The sequence below is a fragment of the Treponema sp. genome (assembly GCF_052169735.1).
Taxonomy (GTDB): Bacteria; Spirochaetota; Spirochaetia; order Treponematales; family Treponemataceae; genus Treponema.
The window spans coordinates 1-19,550 of the sequence record NZ_JBQNBW010000020.1 but is presented as its reverse complement, the minus strand read 5'-3'; the positions used below and the strand labels follow the sequence as shown (position 1 = coordinate 19,550).

The window sequence follows — 19,550 nt, the reverse complement described above, 5'->3', positions numbered from 1 at the left end:
TTAGTTAATATGAATATTTCCACGAAAAAGTCAATGCAGCATCCCCTACAAAGAGCGTATCCGGTTTTGTAGGAGCTACTGACCATCGCAGCATAAAGAATGGTGTAGCCATCTCTAAGCCGACTTCCGGCTGAAAAAGCAGATTTTTATAGACGGGACGGTTATCTCCGCCGTTTTTGAGTGATGTTTCATCATAATGACTCAAATGAAGTAACGCGTCTGCATAAATAGCCGAACCAAAATATTTACCTATATAAACACTTGTGTTGTCAAGATAGTTACTCAAGGTGAGTGTGGTATTTTTGTTGAGATTGAATAAATTACCCAAGATAGCATTTTGCAAAAGCAGGGTTCTAAACGAAAAGGCATCCAGCTTAAAAAAATCTCGTACTTGCGTTTCTGCTTTTTTGAGGAATCCTACTTGGGCAAGAATGTCCGAACCGCTTGCCAACAGGCTCTGCCATACGTTTTCTTTCCCGGTATCGCCGATTGCAACTTGACCGAGCAGCTGCATAATTTCGTTTGTAGAACGGGGCGGGTCAGAGTTGAGCGTTGGATTAAAACTGAACAGAGGCTGGTCTTTTGCCGTCAAAATGAGACGGAGCGGCTCTCCCGACTCATCACGGTCGCGGATTTCAGCTCTCAGTGTTATGTACGGTTCAATATTTGATGTTGCGTTCAAAAAAGAGATAGTACCTTCCCGGATATAGAAACTGCGCTTAATGTAAAACACCTCGCCGCCCCGCATTTTCACATTCCCTTTGATGGAAAAAGAGCCGGTGTTACCATCTACAGCGAGGGTGAGCGGGGCTTCTGTCGGGACCAGTGCTTTTAGGATAGGGATGTCGGAGGTAGGCCAGCGGAATTCCGCCTTGTGTCCCAGTTGCACATCAAGCTTTATATCAAACGCTATGCCGGACGAACTGCTTTTTTTGGAGGCAAATGTGTCAAAGTCGCTGAATTTTATCACAAAATAGCCTGAATCGAAGGCAGCTGAACCGTATAAGCCGATCCGTGTGGGGGTTATGTTGAGATCGACAGTACCGCTTGCCAATCCGTCTGCTTTAAATAGAATATTATCGGTTTTCATTACCCCTTTCTTAGTGCCGAGCGTTCCGCATTGAACTGAAACATCATCAGGAATCCAGCCTGAAAATTCTGCAGTACACCGAGCCCAAACATCTGTAGAAGGTCCTTTGAGAACGGTGTAAGGAACCTCCAGCATAGTGCCGTCAGCAATAATATCCAAGGCAACAGGACCAAAGGTTTCAGGGGCAAAGCGCGGAGAGTTTACGGTAATATTCCGCCCTTCCAACTTTCCGCTGAAGTCCGGTTCGAGCGGTTTACCGGTAATGGCAAGATTTCCGGTAAGTGCTCCTGTGTAAAATTTGACATAATCCAAGCCGGTTATATCCCATATCTTTTTTATATCCGCCCGGAGTTCACTAACAGTTACATCGAGGGTATCTTTGGTTATCTTTCCGTCTAAACTAAACCGAAGCGGCAGCGTGTCCGCAAGTTTTAGCGATACAACCCCGTCGTTCAAAATAAATCCGGTAATTTCATCGTTTTTACCGGCATATAATGCGGTAATGTCTTTTTCCCGGATGAGTGAAATAGGAACCTCGTCTTTACCTGTTTCGGTGTCGAATCGCCAATTACTGATATATGTGTTGAGCGTAAACTGTTCGATACTGTGTGTAAGCCGCGTCAAAAGGCTTTGCGACTTCTCTGAATCTGACTGTACGCCGGTAAAAACACTGCGGATATGCGCTTTCATCTGTTTTGTTGCCGCTTTGCCGGCGTAATCGGCATTCAGTGTTCCGGTTAAGTCCGTTGCTGAAAAACTGCCGGTAATGCTGCTGACTTGGTGGCTGCCCCATTCCGCTTTGTCGATCGTAATGTCTGCTTTTTGGTCTGCAAGTACCAGAGAACCGGAGGTACGGAGGTCATTTCCTCGCACAAAAACTGAAAACTCCGGTACGCTGAGCTTTCCTGAAATACTGTCAGGTGTGAATGCAAAGTTCGCATCTGCTGAAACCCGATTCTCTTTGCTTTGCGTATAGATAAAACGGGCAAGCGATATCCGGTCAAGTTTGAGTGAACCGCTGACATTGATCAGGTCAGTAAGCGCTGCTTCTGCGTTAAACTCAATCTTTTCCGTTTCATCCGGTGATGCTAAGTTGAGTGCAGCGGTATAGGCTGCCGGGGCTTGCCCTTCTCCTGCGGCTGCGGGGAATGCTATGTTCAGACTGCCGGTCAGGGCTTCGTCAGTACCTAGTTTGATCTCCGGCAGCGAAAGACCGCTTTGGTTTGCCCCGCCGCGGAAACTTATGCCAAGCGCGGTTGGACGCAGCGAAGCAGGACTACCATAGCTGAGATAGCCTGTATCAATACTCCCCTCCCAGTTCTCTGGTGTAGTATAGCGGAATCCCGATTCGAGGGTTAAAAACAGCGGCAGGAAGGGCAGCGGCATTTCGGTCATTTTAATACTGCCTTGCAGTCCGCTCGTTTTATCGTAGAGGGCACTGACGGCAAGTCCGTAATCCCCGTAAATATTGAGCACATTCTGAGAATAGAAGCCTTGAATTTGGTATCCGATGGCGTTTATCGCCAAGTTGCTATTAAAGATAATATCATTTAATGTTTCAAAGTCCGCGTTAATTGTGCCTTTTAAGGACATGTTTTTGTATGCAATATCAATATCCGTGAGTGAGAATGAGTTTTGGTTCCCTTTTACGGATACCAGTGCATAAAAGTCGTTGACAGCATTGGAAACCAAAACAAACCGAATGCAGTTATAGGAAAAACTCTTTAAGTCTGTTGAGATATAAAATTCCGTTGTACACTGTAATGCCTCTGCTGTTGTAACCGGTATGGAGGCATCAGGAAGTGCCGCCTGGATGAATTTTGCTACCGTACCGATTCCCACCGCGTCGAATGCCCCATGCAGCTCTAAGAAGTGAGGACTTTGACTGGCCGTTTTGCTGTCGGCATCGTATATATATGAGCCGTCGAAGCTGTATTTGCCGTATTCGTCTTCTGCAGATAAGGTATAGTCGGCTTTTTGACCGGACGGCGTGATATTCAAAGCTATGTTCCGCAGTATGCCGTCTCCAAGCTGTACGGAAGGAATGCTGCACGTAAACGTTTTATCCCGCACCGAGAAACCTATGTCAGCAGCTAAGGATGCTCCCGAAGGAAGAATGAGTTTCCTAACTTCCAATTGACCGGAGGGGAGCTTTTTTTCAAGGTTTACCGCAAATTTTGAAAAAACATCCGCATTTTCGGCAGACAGTGCAAGCTCTGAAACGGTAATGTCTTTATCCGATCCGTCTGCCGCGATGTGCAGCACTGCATCTTCTAAACGGAAGGAAGATAGCTCAAGCGGCGGCAGTACAAAGCTCATATCGGTATTCCACTGCAGCTGCTGTGCGGACAGGGTAAATTGGGCTCCACCGCTCATTGCCAATGATGAAAATTGTACGAGGTTTTTCGGCACTTTATACAGAGAAACCGACCGCAGCGGCATAAAATCTTTGCAGCTGAATTTTCCGCTCATATCATTTGTTTCAATATTCCAACTCGCCGTCAAATCCATCGGCTGAAAGTCTTGCATGGTATTAAACGTAAATGTTTTATCCCGGTAGCCGGTAAACAGCTTGAGCCTGTCGATGCCGAATACGTCGGTAGAAATGTGAGAAAAATTCGCAACAGCAGACCCAGTGCTTAAATCCTTATTAAACTTCCCGTCAATGGTGAATGCCGTTTCAGCCGTACCTATATCGGATAAAGATGCGTTCCGGTAAGCGGCAGTACTCGTAAGGCTTACCGTTAAGGCTTCCGAGTCAAGACGGCAGGAGCCTTCAGCTATCTGCGCATCGGCAGTATGGATAGCATCCCGATAACGGAGCCGGACGTTTTTAATCTCCACGGTGAGCGTTTGGGCGGAAAAAAACGGCAAAAGCTCTTCCGTTGTTGCCGAGGCTTCTTCTCTCGATGACTCCTGTGATGAGGCTTGGAGCGTATTGAGCTTTTCTGCAAGCGCTGTATTTTCCAGCAAATCGAGTGTAACAAAGCCGTTCGCTATCCGGGCGGAGTCCAACACCTCTGATGTGTTGCCGAAAAGCAGTTTCCCAAACCGGTAGCGCAGCGAAATATCTTCAAAAGCAGCAATTTCGGTATTATGTTCGGCATCATATACTTTTACATTCCTCAGCGAAACAGAGCGCAGCAGTGAAGGGGAAAGCGATTCGTATGTGATCTTGAGATTATATGTTTGTTCAATATATGTAAGGACACGGATACGCACCTCTGCGAGCTTATGCTCCATCTGCTGCACCAAGGGGTGAAGTACCGCAAGAGAGAGAATAAGTATACATAAAAATAGTGCAAACTCTACTATAGATCGTGCGGTAGGTTTCATTGAGGGTCTATTATATCAAATAATAACTTGTTATGATAGAGAAATGTTTGTGAAAAATTTTATTGTTTTTGAAGGGCTGGATGGTACGGGAACTACCAGTCAGATTCGGTTATTGCAAGAGGCTTTTGCAGCCCGCGGTTTAGAGCAGTCTGTGTATTTTACCTGCGAACCTACCGGCAGCCCCATCGGTAAACTCATCCGGGAAGCGCTTTCCGGGGCAACAACCTTAGATGCAAAGACCATCGCCTATCTTTTCGGCGCAGACCGCTGTGAGCATATATATGGTAAAGATGGAATATTAGATCAGCTCAAGGCAGGAAAAGTAGTGTTTTCCGACCGCTATTTTTTTTCGAGCCTTGCGTATCAGGGACTTGCAGCAGGGCGGGAGCTTGCTCAGGTGATTAACGGAGCGTTCCCCCTTCCTGAGTACCTCTTTTTCTTTGATCTTCCGGCAAAAACAGCGATGGAACGGGTTGAAAAACGGAATGCCCCGCTTGAAATATATGAAAAAGAATCTTTTCAGCAGCAAGTCGCAACCGAATACTATAAGATTCTCCAACACTACGAGAAAGCTGCCCCTGATATGCAGATCATCCGTATTGATGCCGCAGAATCGATTGCAAAAATTCACGAAACAATCTGGAGTATTGTGCAAAATGTGCCGATACATTGAGCAATGAAAAGGTTTGTGCGTGTAACAGCTATTTTTTTATTTTTCTCTTTTGTGCAAACAGCCGCTCTGCAGGCGTACTTTGTAACCTATAAGGAGCAGTACTATAAGCTGTATCACGTTCACTATAAACAATATCCCGATGAAACGCTTGAGAATATTTATTGGCTTGAAAAGGCGATAAATGCCGATTTTTGCAATCCGCTCTACGCATTGGGTAAAATTACTGATAAAAACGATTGGGAAAAATACCGGTACCTCTTTATGATGCACTTAAATCTGAAAATGGTAGAGCAGCATCTCCGGCTCGGTATGAAATATGATAAACAGGTTGCCTATTTTTATAATGCTCCGTGGAAGGAGCAAAATATCGAAAGTTTAAAAATAGCGGAGGATTGCTACAATACGGCGCTGTTTTATTGGAAGGAAGCAGCGCTGTGGGCTGAAAAAGCAAATGTACGGAAGTTTCAGTTTTTATTCTTGACCGATTTACAGAATTGGGAAGATGAACGGGAACGGATTGCACAAAAAAAGCTTAATTATGAACGGACAATAACCCGTGAGTTGGAACGGCTTGCAAAAGTCCGTGCTGATTTTACTGCAATGGACGAAACGTATTGATAGGATTCGGTATGTGTTTTGTTCAGAATGTACCAGTTGCTGGACAGGGAATGGCTTTATCGGTATAGTTGAATATTAGGGCATCTCTACGGACTGATGGTTTTGAGAGATATACATTGAACAATGGAAGAAGAGGGTTAAAAAAGTGTCTCGAACACGAGGATATAAAAAGGCTGAAAACAATATTGTACGCTATCTTTCCAAACAGCTCAAAACAGTGTTTGGGATGGCGGGGCATCTTGTTCAGTCTATTGTTGCAGGCGGCAGAAAAAAGCTGACAATTATGATTGTGCCCCATTCACAGAAAAAGGTCATTAACTTTCAAACAAGTATTTTTAGCTTACTTTTTACGCTGCTCATTGTTATCGGTGTGTTTTCGTCGTTTTTTTGGTTTGCGCATAAAACCGCTGTTTCCGTACAAGACCTCTCTGCTACCAAAGAAGAAGCGGAAAAGGCGCAGGCAAGTTTAGATGTGCTGCGAGATCAAACAAATGAGCTTTTAAAAACAGCCCGGAATTTTCAGGCAGCGCTTACCTCAACTTTTTCATCACTCGGATTAAAAACCGCGGCACCTACCGGACAAACGGCAAACGGAGACTTGTCATACCTTTTTAATATGCACGAAGTAGCAGAAGGTTCCCTCAAAGAATCTTCCGAGCTTCAGCAGCTTACCTCTTATTTGAACGATGCCGTCTTACCTGTGCAGGAAATGGGCAAACTTTTGAATGTGCAAACTACGCTTTTTTCCGATATACCCAGTCTTTGGCCGATTAAAGGCGGCATCGGACATATTTCTATGGCATTCGGGCAAAACCGCCACCCTTTCACCGGTCAGTGGTATATCCATAAAGGAATAGACCTTTCTACCTACCGTTCCGGTGATCCCATCATTGCAACTGCCGATGGGCAGGTGGTTACGGTAGAGTTTGATTCGGGCTGGGGAAATTATATTATCATTAAGCATAAGCACGGATTTTATACCCGCTATGCACACCTGCAATCGTATCGGGTAACAAGAGGGGAATATGTACAGCAGGGGCAGACCATCGGATATATTGGAACATCGGGGGTTTCAACGGGACCGCACCTACACTATGAAGTGCATATCGGTTCTGATGTTGTAGATCCAATTAAATATCTGAATATCAAGACCTCTCACACAAAATAATAGCTATGGCTAAAAAGAACTTTATTGATGATATTTCGGTTAATACTATCATCGGTCCGGGAGCGCTCATTACAGGCAATGTAAGTGTTTCGGGCTTTTTACGGATAGATGGTGATATAGATGGGAATGTACAGACACAAGGACGTGTAATTATTGGCGAAGCGGCACGGGTACGCGGCAATATCCGCGCAGCCTCTGTGAGTGTAGGCGGAATTGTGCAGGGTGATATTATCGCACCCGATTATGTTGTGGTTCTTTCATCCGGAATGGTTATCGGGTCGGTACTGACAAAAAAGCTGCGTGTAGATGATGACGTTATACTGCATGGCTTTTGTTCGGCTATCGGCGATCAAGAGAGTTTTGATGAGGCTGAAAAAAAATATCATAACCGGCAAGCCCTGCGTTCTTCTACTTTTTCTTATTCAAAGTAAAGGAGAAAGATGGGGAATCAAATAGAAAGTTCGAGCTACGCAGCAGGAATAGCCGTTCAGCGCCCATTACAAAGTAAGACTGCATCTTCAGAAAAAGATAAAAAGAGGTCTAATAAATTTACTGAGATATTGCGGAGTGTTTTGCCGGAACCGCAACCTGAAACCGAAGCGGAATTTCTTGAGAGAATAGGCAGTATGCCGCAAGAAGAAGCGCTGACTTTATTGCAAGATGCGGTGCGCTCTGCAGGAGATACGTTGAGAACACGGCAAAATCCTGAAACCATCTTGCAATATAAGCAGGCTGTTAAACATTTTGTCGGGTATGTTGCGCGGAAAGCCTATACTGTGGTTAAAAAAGATCAGCTGCAGCGGGATAGAACCAATAACTTGCAACTGCGTTCTTTTACTCAGATTGTTGTTATCAATGAAAAATTGGATCGCTTTGCCAGTGAGCTTCTCTATGATCAAAAAAATCAACTTTTTATCTTAGAACGGCTTGAAGAAATATACGGTCTTATTATAGATTTAATTACATAGCGATACCGATAGCATACATGCTTCTATGCATCATTTATTCGTGCGGAGGGTTAATGCTCACATGCCTCTGTGCATAACCTGTTGAAAACTTCTATACACACATGAGTTGTTAGAAGATATCCTTGCGAGGAGTAGTAACTATAAATATGGAATTTGAAGAAACATATACGGAATACGAAGACATAGATGATTTTATCGCATTAGAAGATACCGATATACCGGAAACTTCGGCAAGTGTTGATGCGTCATCTTTTCCGCATCCCTTGTATCAGCTAAAACTGGATTATTCACAGGAGACCTTGTACGGTTCGGCGGCTGACCTCCAGCTGCAGCCCAATGAGTATGTTATCGCTCAAACCCGCTATGGGGTGGATATGGCACGGGTAGTCGGCTTAGTCGAACACCCGATAGGCGCTGCTCCAAGTGATGTCGTTTCGGTGACTAGGAAAGCCGTTGATGAGGATATACAACGAAGCAAGGAAAATATCGAAAAAGAAACAGCTGCCAGTGAGCTGTTTAAGGAAAAGGTGCTGCTGCATAAATTGGATATGAAGCTAGTCGGCTGTCATTATCTATTGGAAGAGCCGAAAGTACTCTTCTTTTTTACCGCTGACACCCGCATTGATTTCCGCAAATTAGTAAAAGACTTAGTTGCTATTTTGCGTATCCGTATTGAATTGCGCCAGATCGGTGTTCGCGATGAATCCCGTATGACCGGCGGAATCGGCTGTTGCGGCAGACCGTTTTGCTGTCATGCAGTAACCGATAAACTGCGCCCTGTTTCGATTAAGATGGCAAAAGAGCAGAATCTGTCGCTCAACTCCCTAAAAATTTCCGGGCAATGCGGGCGTTTGCTTTGCTGCCTTGCCTATGAATACGATTGGTATATTGAAACACGCAAGCACTTACCAACAGTCGGTACCGGTCTCTACTACGATAATACTTTCTTCCGCATTAGCGAAATCAATCTGATTACCGAGGTAATTGTGTTGTCCGGGGAAGACGGCAGGGTTATTTCCATTCCTGCCAAACGTTTTGTGCAGCATAACGGGAAATGGAAGATATCATAAAAGCAACATTCTTCGATGTTTTATATCCTCTGAGCCTTTCTCAGTAAACTAAAAACAAACTGTCAAGTTTTCTTCCAAATATCCGATCTTGCACCCTTACCCTCTTTAAAGTATAATCCGAAAGGTTAAAAACTTAAAAAAGCTCAGTTGAATACTGCCATGAGGACATGATATGAAAAAAAAGCTGCTTTCTTTCTATAATACTCTCATAATCGCGGGGTGCTGCATGAGTATTGCTGCATTCAGCGCCTGTTCTAAAAAAATCGGCTACGGTGTTGTGAACTGGTCGATCCCGGAACATAATCTGACCGCAACTGATATTGTACCGATTCTTGTACGGTCAAATATCTCAAAAGTATATATTGCCGAACTGAATAAGGAAAAAATAGAAATTCCGCTCTGGCAGCTCACCTTTTGTACTTCAAAACGGGAAGCGCAAGCATATATCGAAAAAACAAAAGAATACCGCTCTGTCTATGCTGCGGTGAAACTTGACGGACTGCCGCTGCGCTCAACCCCCGACAACACCGGTAAGCAAGTGTATCGGCTCCGCGAAAATCAAATTGTAAAAGTACTTTGGAAAGGCGAAGGCGCTCCGGTTATTTCCCGCGACAAGCAACTGGAAGGAGATTGGCTCTACGTTATGACAAACGATGGCACCCGCGGATGGTGCTTTTCTTACAATCTTTTTACCTATGATGAACGGGAACCGTCTGCACCTCAGCAAAGGCAGGAAGCGGCAGCGGATGAAGTACTGACCGGTATTTTAAAAAGCCGCTGGTATCCTCAATACTATCGAGAGATGATTCAAAAGAAGCATATTGATCCTGAACGGATGACGGAAGACTTCGGCTTTTTCCCCGGAGAAGGTACCGGGGTGGCTCGCATTATGCTCAAAGATATGCAAATTGCCTTTCCTTACACCGGTATTACAAAAAATAGGATGGGAGCCTATCAGTTTGAAGGTTCTCCGCTTCTTTTACAGATCAGAGATGCGGAAACAATCGCGGTAAATTATACTGACGATAAAGGTTCAGTCCAGATACACACTTTTATTACCTTAAAAGAAAACCCACAAGCCCTTGCAGATGCAGAAACAGAGCGGAGAAATGCTGAGCTGCAAACACTGATCAATGCAGGTCCCGTTTTTAATTCCGTAAATTACGGTGTGCTGCAATTTTTGCAAGACGGCAGATTCCTTTGGAACGGGTATCAGGTACTCACTCCGTCTATTATTCCCAAAGGAGCAGGAGCCTCAGGTTCCGTCGCTATCCGGTACTTTATCAGCTCAAAGCTCAAAACAGAATATAGGGGTATACTATCGTTCAAATTTGACGGCAGCGGTAACTGGATTGACTTTTTCTACACGGTTTCAAAGCAAGGAGTTAAGCTTGAATATGTAAAACCGGAAAACATTACAGACGGTATTGCAGCTGTCCGCAATCTGAACCCGGTTATCCTCTTTTTTGGTGCGGAAGGAATAGAAGAATAATGCCGTTTGTACAGCTTTCCACTATTTCGCTTGCATTCGGCGACCGCGACATTCTGCAAAATATTACGCTTGTGCTCACCCAAGGAACAAAAGCAGCGCTGACCGGTGCAAACGGCAGCGGTAAATCTACCTTGATGAAGATTATTGCGGGTGTGATACAGCCTGATTCCGGCTCCCTTTCGATGGAAAAAAACACTCGTGTTGCCTATCTGCCGCAATCAGGTATTGTGCACCGCGGTAAAACGCTTATGGAAGAAGCTGATACGGCATTCTCCCACGGAGCGCAGCTTGTAGAGCAGCTTGAAGCAGTGGGCCGGCTCATGAGCGAAGAAGCTGATACGGCAAAGGCGGAACGGCTTGCCCATGACTATCACGCCCTGCAAACAGCACTTGAGCAGTCAGGCTGGTACTTCCGCCAGCGGCTTGCGGATGAGACATTGCGCGGACTAGGCTTTACAACAGAGGATTTCACCCGCCTTACCGATGAGTTTTCCGGCGGATGGCAGATGCGTATAGCTCTTGCAAAAATACTGTTAAGCGGCGCTGATATTATCATCTTAGATGAGCCGACCAACTACCTCGATATCGAGGCACGCAGCTGGCTTGAACTCTGGCTGAAAAAATATGCCGGAGGTTTTTTACTGGTCAGCCATGACCGCTCCTTTTTAGATGCAACCGTCAACGAAACATACGAATTATTCAACGGTACGCTGAAACGCTATGCCGGTACCTATACCAATTACGAAAAGACACGGGAAGTAGAATTAGCCTCGCTAATAAAGGCATATACGCAGCAGCAGCTGGAAATAGCAAAAACCGAAGATTTTATCCGCAAGTTCCGCTATAAGGCAACAAAAGCAGCAGCTGTGCAGGATCGGGTAAAACGGCTGGAAAAACTTGAACGCATCGAACTTCCCGAACACTTAAAGAAAATTCACTTTAGCTTTCCGCCTGCTCCTCACTCAGGCAATATCACACTGCAAGCAGAAGGTATTTCAAAAGCTTATGGAGAGCGGCTCATTTTAAAAGATGCAGAGCTGACGGTAACCAAACAAGAGCGGCTTGCATTAACCGGCAGAAACGGGGCTGGTAAGACAACCTTGCTCCGCATTCTTGCCGGGGAAGATACCTCCTATACCGGTTCGGTAAAATACGGAGCAGGCATTATCACCGGCTATTTTTCTCAAGATGAAGCGGAGCGGATTACCGGCAGCGAAACCATCATCCAGCTGATGGAGCGGGAAGCTCCGACTCACCTGATTCCTAAGCTGTACGACATGCTTGCAGCCTTTCTTTTTCGGGGGGATGATATTCATAAGCCGCTTTCCGTGCTGTCTGGCGGGGAAAAAAGCAGACTTGCCCTTCTCCGGCTGCTGCTCAAACCGCTCAACCTCCTTATTTTGGATGAGCCGACCAATCACCTCGACCTTCATTCAAAGGATGTACTTCTCGATGCGCTGCAGCGGTTTGAAGGTACGGTACTCTTTGTTTCTCACGATAAGTTTTTTATCCAAGGGCTTGCCACCCGCATTCTGGAACTCACTGCCGCGGCAACTCCGGGGGCAGGTACCCGTATTAGGAACTTTCCGGGTACTTACGACTATTACCTCTACCGGATTGCAGCAGAAGAAAGCGGGGCTGAATCGGAAAAGCCGGGACAGCCATCCGCACCGCTGCATAGCAGTGGCGGAAGCGGCACCGTTCATGGAACTCAAGGTACCGGAAACGCTGCAAGCGGCAGTATAGGCGGTAAGGGCGCTGCCTTCTTAGCTGATAAGGGGCTTTCTTACGAAGAACAAAAAAAGCAACGGGCGGAAAAACGTAAACGGGAAAAAGAAGAAGAACGCATTTTTGCCCAGCTTACCGAAACAGAAGATGCAATCAAAGATTTAGAAGCGCAGCTTGCCAGCCCGGAGGTTTACGCCGACGGAGCAAAGGTACGCAGTGTTCAACAGCAGATACAAAACTTGCAAGAAAGAGCTGCCGCACTCACTGAGCAATGGGAAACCATGGCGCAAGATGATTAGACCAGTCCGATACCTATGGTACCGAACAGAGCGGCCGGTTCTCAACTGCACAAATAGGAGGTTTATTCGTGCGGAAGGCTAATGCCCGCAAGCTGCGCTGGGTGGTTGATTTAAGTGGAAAACACAAGGATATTTTCGGCTACGGTTCTATCATCTGATCTATCACGATGTTCAAGTCTTCGATAAAAATGCCGGAATACCGTTCAATATTTTTTATGATATAACTTTTGAGCGCCAGTATTCGTCCTGCCAAATCAGGACCTGCCGGCATATCAACCATCATAATAATGATATAGCCGCTTCGTTCAGCTTGCACGGTAATTTTTTTAATACCGACAGCGCTATCGTACTGTGCAGTATGTTGAATCACCATTTCTTTGAGTGCAGCGTCGGAAACTTGTGCCGCATACACCTTCGAAAACTCAGGACGTACAACCGATTTTTCAAATAAGGTTTCTTCCTCTTTTAAGTGCCGGATATTTTCATTGCGGAAGAGCAACCGGATTTTGTCATAAAAGATTTGGGGATAATTCCGTTTTACCTCAACGGAAGGAACAGGAATAACATGCTTGCCTTCTACACGGCGGCTGCGGATAGCAGCTTCAATTTCTTCTTGCGTCGCTATATCTTCAATACGGATAATTTTTTGCGGCGGCTGGATTTGCAGCCGTGCGGCAATTTTATTCACCATTTTATCGGATGTACCTAAAATGAGTATCTTTTTTCGGCTAAGCTGATGCAATACCTTGGCAGCTTCATCCCGATGCTGCTTATCATCAAAAACGGCTGCTTTTACCGCCGCCAAAAAGGTCTTTTCACGCTTTGCTGAATGCCCGGCAATGATTTTATCTCCCCGGATCACTAATCCATCGTCAATAATGAGGTCTATTCTGTATTTTTGGGCAACTAATCGAGCCCGAAAGCTTTTTCCCGTGCCGTTACCGCCCACGAGCGCATACACTTGCGTACCTTTAATCCACCGGAACAATCGACTAAAAAACTTCATACCCCATTAGTATAAGCTGCATACTGCATATACGCAAGGTCTATTCTGTGTGGGTAAGCGCATACAATATTTCCGGCACAAAGTTCCTGCTATGTGAGATACCCTCTAGGCTTTTGCTCAATTTTCTGCTATTATGGGTGTGCTTCTTCCGAATAGGTTTAGGCAGCAATTATATACTGATACCCCGCCTTACAGACACTTATGTTACCTCTCAAGAGCTACCTGCGTTCTGAGCGGTTGTTTTATAATAGATTGGAGAAAGTCTATGGGTTCTATTTGTTTTCACAATGCAACGGTAGTAACAGGCTACTCACTAATGGAAAATAGCTGCGTCTATGTTAAAGACGGTAAAATAGAAGATGTCTTTAGCGAGCGGCGTTTTGCAAATAAACGGTTTTCCCCGGATGTGCGTATCATTGATGTAGGGCAAGCCTATGTTGCCCCCGGATTGATCGATACCCATATCCATGGATTTGCAGGATTCGGTACAGAGGATAAATCCGCTGAATCTATCCTCGAAATGTCTAAAGCCCTTGCCGATTATGGTGTAACGGCATTTAACCCTACGCTTTATCCGAGCGAACCTGAGAATATGATGCAGTGTATCCGTGCTATTGTGGATGCGATGGGGCATGAAGAAGGCGCTACCATTATGGGCGTACACCTTGAAGGTCCATTCATCTCTCCGGAAAAGCCAGGAGCGCTCAGTCCCTCTGCTATCAGTCCGGTTAATCTGGAGCTGATGGATAAATTATGGGCAGCCTCGAACGGGAATATTGTGAATATGACCGTAGCCCCAGAACTCAAGAACATGCGGGAACTGGCGCTGTACTGTATTAAGAAGAATATTGTGCTGCAAGCCGGGCATACCAATGCACTGTATGAACACATGCTTGAAGGAATGCAGGCAGGTATTTTGCATTCAACCCATCTTTTTAATGCAATGAGCCAGATGCACCACCGGAATCCCGGCGCGGTCGGAGCAATTTTAATCCATCCGGAAATGTCATGCGAAATTATCGCCGACGGTATTCATGTTCATCCTGATTTAATCCGGCTCTTAGTACGGGACAAACCCATTGATAAAATAGTCCTGATCACCGACAGCTTAAAACCGACTGAACAGCATGAGGGAAAGCTTATTGCCAATGGAGAAGAGGTTGTGTTCCAAGGCGGCTGCTTCCATAGAAAAGCTGATGGAGTTATCGCAGGATCAAGCCTGTCTATGATTCGAGGCGTTAAAAATCTGGTATCATTCGGCTTTCCGGTGGAGACGGCAGTCCGTTTCGGTTCTGCTAACCCTGCTGAAATTATGCGTTATGCAAAGCGCGGTTCAATTATGCCGGGTTATGAAGGTGATATTGTTATTTTTGATAAACAGTTTAATGTTCTTGCCACTGTTATTAAAGGCTCATTAAAAAAGAGTTTGTTTTAGGAGAAATATATGCGTTTAATTATAAAGAATAATTATGATGCCTGTGCTGTGTGGGCAGCTGATTATATCTGCAAAAAGATAACCGATTTTGCGCCAAGCGCAGCAAAGCCCTTTGTACTCGGACTACCGACAGGCTCTACCCCGCTGGGTGTATATAAAGAATTAATCAGCCGGTATCAGCAAAAAAAGATTTCTTTTCAGCATGTAGTAACCTTTAATATGGATGAATATGTTGGACTTACACCTGATCATCCGCAAAGCTATCACTATTTTATGCATGAAAATTTCTTTTCCCATATCGATATTAAACCTGAAAACATCCATATTTTAGACGGTATGGCAGATAATCCGAAAGCTGAATGCGAAAAGTATGAAGCTGCTATTGCCCGCTACGGAAAAATCCATTTGTTTATGGGCGGTGTCGGCGCTGATGGACATATTGCCTTTAATGAGCCCGGTTCCTCGCTTGCATCCCGTACACGGGAGAAAACCCTAACACAGGATACTATTGCAATGAACGCCCGTTTTTTCGGCGGCGACACCAATGCAGTACCGAAAACAGCGCTTACCGTTGGAATCGGCACAATAACCGATGCGGAAGAGGTATTGATTCTCGCAACAGGGTACAATAAAGCCCGCGCTGTCCGCCATGCTGTAGAAGGCAGTGTAAACCATATCTGGACGATTTCAGCGCTACAAATGCATCCGCATGCAATAATTGTCTGTGATGAAGCCGCAACGGATGAGCTGCGTGTCGGTACTGTTCGGTATTTTAAAGATATTGAAGGGATACAAGCGCCAGCCGGAACAAGGGTATAATGAGCAACTCATTAAAATTTCAAACAATCTCTTTTTTCATTCTGCTTGCGATTACGATTGCACTGGTAGGACGGGTCTTTTTACCTTACGCCAGCGTACTGCTATGGTCTGCTGTGTTCTATATGCTCTTTGGTCCGTACTACCACTGGATTATTGCGCGTTTAAATCCCGAATCCCGGTGGTTTAAAATGCAAAAAGGATTGATTGCCTCTTTGTTTTCGGTTGGAATTATCGTTCTCGTCGGCGGCATTATGTTCTTTTTTGCTATAAAGCTCGTAGGACAGGGACAGATGTTTGCAAAAAAGATTATGACTTTTATTGTAGAGCATCCGCAGCTGCTGAAAGTAGAAAAAACTTCTTCGCTCAATGAACTCGTTCTACAAGCTTCCATGGGAACGATAGACCTTTCGGTTTTTGATTTGAAAAAAGAGATAATGAATTTCTTTTTGAAATACACCAACACAATTGTGCATTATGCAACGAGTCTTGCTCGAAATATCGGTCAATTTATCTTGTCGCTGCTCTTTATGTGTTTTGCCCTTTATTTCTTTTTTATAGATGGGCAATATCTGGCATCGGTCTTTGTAACGGCAATTCCTATACATGTTACAGAGGGGCAAAAACTTGCAGCAAAAATAAAGGATATTATTACTAACCTTTTTAAGGGCTATTTTCTTGTTTCTATCTGCCAATTTGCTGCAGCCTTTATCATTTATTCTCTTTTTCGGATCGAAGGAGCCTTGCTGCTTGCATTCTTGACCTTTTTTAGTTCATTTTTGCCGCTTTTGGGCTGTGCGCTTGTATGGCTGCCGGTAGGGGTTGAGCTTTTATTGACCGCTAGTACGGTGAAAGGCATAGTCTTTCTGTGTACGGCAGGCTTTTTTATCAGCTCTCTCGATAATTTTTTGCGTCCAATGTTTTTACAAAATAGGATTCAGATACACCCGCTGCTGATTTTCTTTTCGATCCTTGGCGGTATTCAGTTTTTCAGCTTTAATGGTATTATACTCGGTCCAATGTTTGTTATTCTGTTTTTTACTTTGATCGATATAGCACGAACTTCCGATAGTACTGATACCGATGCATAAACAAGACGAATCCACCTGTCCTCCTTTATATAACCGGCGGATTGACCGTGCTGAATTGCTCATTCCGCCGCAGGAAATGCGCAATAAGCTGCCGCTGTCAGAAAAATCGTACCGGACAGTGCAGGAGGGGCGAGCTGAAGTAGAGGCTATTTTAGATGGACGGAACAATCGCTTTTTGCTCATTATCGGTCCCTGTTCCATCCACGATCCCGTTTCAGCCCTTGATTATGCACAACGGCTGATGCAGCTGCGGAAACGCTATGCTGATATCTTTTGTATTATTATGCGGGTTTATTTTGAAAAACCCCGCACAGGATTAGGCTGGCGCGGATTGATTGTCGAACCGGGCTTGGATGGTATGATAAATATCGCAAGCGGTTTAGAGATTGCCCGGAAAACGCTCAAGGCAATTACAGAACTTGGATTACCCACCGCTTCAGAGCTGCTCGATCCTATTGTACCGCAATACACGGCGGATTTTTTAAGCTGGGCTTCCATCGGAGCGCGCTCTGCAGAAAGTCAGATACACCGGGAACTTGCATCAGGGCTTTCTATGGCAGTCGGTTTTAAAAATCCTACAGACGGAGATATACAAACAGCAGTCAATGCTATTGTTTCTGCCCGGGAGCCGCACGCATTCCTTGGAACGATGGATAACGGTTGTGCTGCGGTTATGCACACCAGCGGGAATCAATATGCGCATCTCGTGTTGCGGGGCAGTATGCATGGCACAAACTACAGCCGTACAACTATTGAAACAAGCAGCAGTATGCTTACACAACAGGGTATACCGCCCGCTTTACTTGTGGACTGTTCCCATGGAAACTCGCAAAAGGATACCCAGAAGCAGCGGCAAGTATTTTTAGATTGCTTAAATCTTCGGCTTACAGAACCGCCAGCTGCTGCACTGAGGGGCTGTATGCTTGAAAGTTTTATTCAAGAAGGGACGGTTCCCATGGCAAACTGCCGCACTGCAGCAGCTTATGGAACGTCCATAACAGACCCGTGTATGGGCTGGGAAATGACAGCGGCTGTACTTGAAGAAGCGGCAGCGCTATGGAAAAGGAAGCTGCAAAAAACTCACATTTGATTTTTAGCGGTTCCCCAAAAAATAACAGCAGAGGAGATACTCATGACAACAGCAAAAATTAAAGTCTATACAGATGGTGCGTGTTCAAAAAATCCCGGTCCGGGCGGCTGGGCTTTTGTGATTATTCTAAAAGAAGTCTTGACAGAAGGCTCCGAACAAGAATTGCTGCGCGGTTCGGGAGGAGAACAGCGTACTACGAACAATAGAATGGAGCTGCTTGCAGTTATTCAGGCGCTGACGGCGTATCAAAAGACAATACTCCCTCAATATCCTGACTATCCGGTTACACTGCACACGGATTCTCAGTATGTACAACAAGGGATTTCATCATGGATTAAAAAGTGGAAGCAAAACGGATGGAAAACCGCAAGCAGAGAACCAGTAAAAAATCAAGACCTATGGCAGCAGCTGGATACACTTGCCGCATCACTACAGCTGGAATGGATGTGGGTAAAAGGTCATGCAGGTAATCAATATAACGAAATATGCGACACCCTTGCAGTAGAGGAATCAAAAAAGTTTTAATCCGTTATATTATAAAAAAACAGTGTACCCACGGTGATGAGTACCCTGCTGTGTAGGTGGTTTCTTGTCCCGTGTTCATGCTGTAGCAGCGCTGGCTGAACACAATGTGCAAGTATTAAACCTGTTCAGAAATTTCAGTTTCGGAACAGGTCTATTATCTATCGGTGATAATGCAGATTATTCAGCCTTTTTTTCTGCATCAGGCGGAACAATCTCTAAAAGCTCAACTTCAAAAATAAGGGTTGAGTTCGGCGGGATCACTTGCGAAACACCGCGCTCACCATAAGCGATTTTTGAAGGGATATAGAGCTTATACTTTGAACCAACCTTCATAAGCTGCAGCCCTTCTGTCCAGCCGGGAATAACCGCGTTGAGCGGGAAGGTAACCGGCTCACCCCGGTTATACGAGCTGTCAAACTCGGTGCCGTCCACCAGTGTGCCTTTATAATGCACTTTTACAGTGTCTGCCGCTGATGGCATAGCTCCGGAACCTTCTGTGATAACCTCGTACTGTAAACCGCTTTCAGTGGTATGTATTCCGTCTTTTTTAGCATTTGCAGCTAAAAACGCCGTTTCTTTTGCTAAGTTGTCAGCAGCTTCTTTTTTATGAGCATCTTCACTTGCACGCTGCAATACTTTCTGGGCTGCGGCAAGATCAACATCAGCATTTTTTTCTACATCCTTTAAGCCCTTGATCAGTTCATTATAATCGACTTCCAATTTGAACTCTTTAAGGGAGGAACCCATCATAACGCCGAATGCATATCCGACTTCTTTTTTAGTCGGAGGCGGTAACTCTTTTGATTCAGCCTCTTTTGTTTCTTCTGTTGCAGCTGCGGTGTTTTCAGTATTTTGCTTTTTACAGCTGACGGCAAAAGGAATGACAAACAGGACGGCAATTAGTATTGCCAGTAAGTTTTTTTTGTTCATTGTTCACTTCCATAGTCTTAAAAGTATCTTGTAACCATACTCACAAAAAATAAAAAAGTCAATGTTTTGGCGAAATAAAAAATACACAGAACATACAAACTGTGCTACAATAAGTAAACCTGTTCGGAAACTTCCGTTTTAGAACAGGTTACCTTGAAATGCGATGTTCTAAATCGTACTATTTGTGCGATTTAGAACTCGTCGACCTATTCGAA

General features: G+C 44.9%; 16 protein-coding genes. 13 read left to right on the top strand and 3 right to left on the bottom strand.

The features are described 5' to 3' along the window. Positions 1-4: 4 nt before the first annotated feature. Positions 5-4,426, bottom strand: a complete 4,422-nt coding sequence (locus tag ACTTJ8_RS04940; RefSeq protein WP_442720488.1) for a translocation/assembly module TamB domain-containing protein — start codon at positions 4,424-4,426, stop codon at positions 5-7. A gap of 43 nt (positions 4,427-4,469) precedes the next feature. Here ACTTJ8_RS04940 and tmk point away from each other — a divergent pair, with 43 nt between their 5' ends. The 8 genes from tmk (at position 4,470) to ACTTJ8_RS04900 (ending at position 12,442) form a co-directional block, all read left to right on the top strand. Further along, entirely contained in the window at positions 4,470-5,099 is a 630-nt protein-coding gene (gene tmk, locus ACTTJ8_RS04935; RefSeq protein WP_442720487.1) for a dTMP kinase, read from the top strand. 3 nt (positions 5,100-5,102) lie between these two features. Then, the gene (locus ACTTJ8_RS04930; RefSeq protein WP_442715857.1) at positions 5,103-5,717 is read left to right on the top strand and encodes a hypothetical protein; all 615 of its coding nucleotides are present in this window, start codon (positions 5,103-5,105) and stop codon (positions 5,715-5,717) included. A 145-nt stretch (positions 5,718-5,862) separates the two neighbouring features. Next, the gene (locus ACTTJ8_RS04925) at positions 5,863-6,885 is read left to right on the top strand and encodes a M23 family metallopeptidase (protein WP_442715858.1); all 1,023 of its coding nucleotides are present in this window, start codon (positions 5,863-5,865) and stop codon (positions 6,883-6,885) included. Positions 6,886-6,890: 5 nt separating this feature from the next. Beyond that, the gene (locus tag ACTTJ8_RS04920) at positions 6,891-7,316 is read left to right on the top strand and encodes a bactofilin family protein (protein WP_442715859.1); all 426 of its coding nucleotides are present in this window, start codon (positions 6,891-6,893) and stop codon (positions 7,314-7,316) included. 9 nt (positions 7,317-7,325) lie between these two features. Beyond that, positions 7,326-7,853 (top strand): DUF327 family protein, encoded by a 528-nt coding sequence (locus ACTTJ8_RS04915; RefSeq protein WP_442715860.1) that lies wholly within the window; start codon positions 7,326-7,328, stop codon positions 7,851-7,853. Between the two features lie 146 nt (positions 7,854-7,999). Then, positions 8,000-8,923 carry a PSP1 domain-containing protein gene (locus ACTTJ8_RS04910; RefSeq protein ID WP_442715861.1) on the top strand — a complete coding sequence of 308 codons (924 nt, stop codon included), beginning with the start codon at positions 8,000-8,002 and terminating at the stop codon, positions 8,921-8,923. A 172-nt stretch (positions 8,924-9,095) separates the two neighbouring features. Next, complete coding sequence (locus ACTTJ8_RS04905) at positions 9,096-10,415, top strand: SH3 domain-containing protein (RefSeq protein WP_442720486.1); 1,320 nt, start codon at positions 9,096-9,098, stop codon at positions 10,413-10,415. Continuing rightward, on the top strand, positions 10,415-12,442 hold the full coding sequence (locus tag ACTTJ8_RS04900; RefSeq protein ID WP_442720485.1) for an ABC-F family ATP-binding cassette domain-containing protein: 2,028 nt from the start codon (positions 10,415-10,417) through the stop codon (positions 12,440-12,442). The genes ACTTJ8_RS04905 and ACTTJ8_RS04900 overlap by 1 nt, the downstream gene beginning before the upstream one ends. 139 nt (positions 12,443-12,581) lie before the next feature. Here ACTTJ8_RS04900 and ACTTJ8_RS04895 read toward each other — a convergent pair whose 3' ends face one another. Beyond that, on the bottom strand, positions 12,582-13,448 hold the full coding sequence (locus ACTTJ8_RS04895) for a hypothetical protein (RefSeq protein ID WP_442715864.1): 867 nt from the start codon (positions 13,446-13,448) through the stop codon (positions 12,582-12,584). A 265-nt stretch (positions 13,449-13,713) separates the two neighbouring features. On the opposite strand from ACTTJ8_RS04895, the gene nagA reads away from it, so the two are divergent. The 5 genes from nagA to rnhA are packed head-to-tail and all read left to right on the top strand — an operon-like array spanning position 13,714 to position 18,405. Next, positions 13,714-14,883, top strand: coding sequence for an N-acetylglucosamine-6-phosphate deacetylase (gene nagA / locus ACTTJ8_RS04890; RefSeq protein WP_442720484.1), 1,170 nt, complete (start codon positions 13,714-13,716; stop codon positions 14,881-14,883). 9 nt (positions 14,884-14,892) lie between these two features. Then, positions 14,893-15,702: a glucosamine-6-phosphate deaminase gene (nagB, locus tag ACTTJ8_RS04885; protein WP_442715866.1), complete on the top strand. Its 810-nt coding sequence runs from the start codon at positions 14,893-14,895 to the stop codon at positions 15,700-15,702. Beyond that, positions 15,702-16,790 carry an AI-2E family transporter gene (locus ACTTJ8_RS04880; protein WP_442720483.1) on the top strand — a complete coding sequence of 363 codons (1,089 nt, stop codon included), beginning with the start codon at positions 15,702-15,704 and terminating at the stop codon, positions 16,788-16,790. The genes nagB and ACTTJ8_RS04880 overlap by 1 nt, the downstream gene beginning before the upstream one ends. Further along, on the top strand, positions 16,783-17,880 hold the full coding sequence (locus tag ACTTJ8_RS04875; RefSeq protein ID WP_442720482.1) for a 3-deoxy-7-phosphoheptulonate synthase: 1,098 nt from the start codon (positions 16,783-16,785) through the stop codon (positions 17,878-17,880). Before ACTTJ8_RS04880 ends, ACTTJ8_RS04875 begins: the two co-directional genes overlap by 8 nt. Positions 17,881-17,922: 42 nt before the next feature. Continuing rightward, the gene (rnhA, locus tag ACTTJ8_RS04870; protein ID WP_442720481.1) at positions 17,923-18,405 is read left to right on the top strand and encodes a ribonuclease HI; all 483 of its coding nucleotides are present in this window, start codon (positions 17,923-17,925) and stop codon (positions 18,403-18,405) included. A 177-nt stretch (positions 18,406-18,582) separates the two neighbouring features. On the opposite strand, the gene bamJ is transcribed toward rnhA, so the two are convergent. Further along, positions 18,583-19,335, bottom strand: a complete 753-nt coding sequence (bamJ, locus tag ACTTJ8_RS04865) for a BamJ family beta-barrel-assembly machinery protein (protein ID WP_442720480.1) — start codon at positions 19,333-19,335, stop codon at positions 18,583-18,585. Positions 19,336-19,550: the final 215 nt, after the last annotated feature.

Coding starts and splice junctions, on each gene's coding strand:
- rnhA (WP_442720481.1), top strand. CDS start 17,923: ATGACAACAGCAAAAATTAAAGTCTATACAGATGGTGCGTGTTCAAAA.
- ACTTJ8_RS04905 (WP_442720486.1), top strand. CDS start 9,096: ATGAAAAAAAAGCTGCTTTCTTTCTATAATACTCTCATAATCGCGGGG.
- tmk (WP_442720487.1), top strand. CDS start 4,470: ATGTTTGTGAAAAATTTTATTGTTTTTGAAGGGCTGGATGGTACGGGA.
- ACTTJ8_RS04875 (WP_442720482.1), top strand. CDS start 16,783: ATGCATAAACAAGACGAATCCACCTGTCCTCCTTTATATAACCGGCGG.
- nagB (WP_442715866.1), top strand. CDS start 14,893: ATGCGTTTAATTATAAAGAATAATTATGATGCCTGTGCTGTGTGGGCA.
- ACTTJ8_RS04920 (WP_442715859.1), top strand. CDS start 6,891: ATGGCTAAAAAGAACTTTATTGATGATATTTCGGTTAATACTATCATC.
- ACTTJ8_RS04895 (WP_442715864.1), bottom strand. CDS start 13,448: ATGAAGTTTTTTAGTCGATTGTTCCGGTGGATTAAAGGTACGCAAGTG.
- nagA (WP_442720484.1), top strand. CDS start 13,714: ATGGGTTCTATTTGTTTTCACAATGCAACGGTAGTAACAGGCTACTCA.
- bamJ (WP_442720480.1), bottom strand. CDS start 19,335: ATGAACAAAAAAAACTTACTGGCAATACTAATTGCCGTCCTGTTTGTC.
- ACTTJ8_RS04915 (WP_442715860.1), top strand. CDS start 7,326: ATGGGGAATCAAATAGAAAGTTCGAGCTACGCAGCAGGAATAGCCGTT.
- ACTTJ8_RS04930 (WP_442715857.1), top strand. CDS start 5,103: ATGAAAAGGTTTGTGCGTGTAACAGCTATTTTTTTATTTTTCTCTTTT.
- ACTTJ8_RS04940 (WP_442720488.1), bottom strand. CDS start 4,426: ATGAAACCTACCGCACGATCTATAGTAGAGTTTGCACTATTTTTATGT.
- ACTTJ8_RS04880 (WP_442720483.1), top strand. CDS start 15,702: ATGAGCAACTCATTAAAATTTCAAACAATCTCTTTTTTCATTCTGCTT.
- ACTTJ8_RS04910 (WP_442715861.1), top strand. CDS start 8,000: ATGGAATTTGAAGAAACATATACGGAATACGAAGACATAGATGATTTT.
- ACTTJ8_RS04900 (WP_442720485.1), top strand. CDS start 10,415: ATGCCGTTTGTACAGCTTTCCACTATTTCGCTTGCATTCGGCGACCGC.